Consider the following 320-nt stretch of genomic DNA (forward strand, 5'->3'; position numbering starts at 1 on the left):
GCTTGGCTACGATGCTATCAACATTAACTTAGCAGACTACCCTTTGCCGTTGTTTAATGAAGATATTGAAAACACTGAAACGCCCGCTTCACTGAACGACTTAAGGCGCATATTTTCATCACCAACAAGCATTTTAATCGCGAGCCCAGAGTACAACGGATCATTTAGCGCCGCACTGAAGAATACACTGGACTGGTTATCACGCCCTGACAATAGTGACTCCAATGTCTATCAACCACCATTTAACAGATTTACTGTCGCACTAACTGCTGCCAGCCCAGGCAGCCTAGGTGGCTTAAGAGGACTAGGACAACTAAGAG

The 320-nt window shown here is 45.6% G+C and carries 1 protein-coding gene; it reads left to right on the forward strand.

All coding sequences use genetic code 11. The features are described from left to right. Positions 1 to 320, forward strand: a 320-nt coding sequence (locus A3735_RS09445; protein WP_197485801.1) for an NADPH-dependent FMN reductase, incomplete at both ends; no start/stop codon positions are given.

It is taken from the genome of Oleiphilus sp. HI0061, from assembly GCF_001635675.1.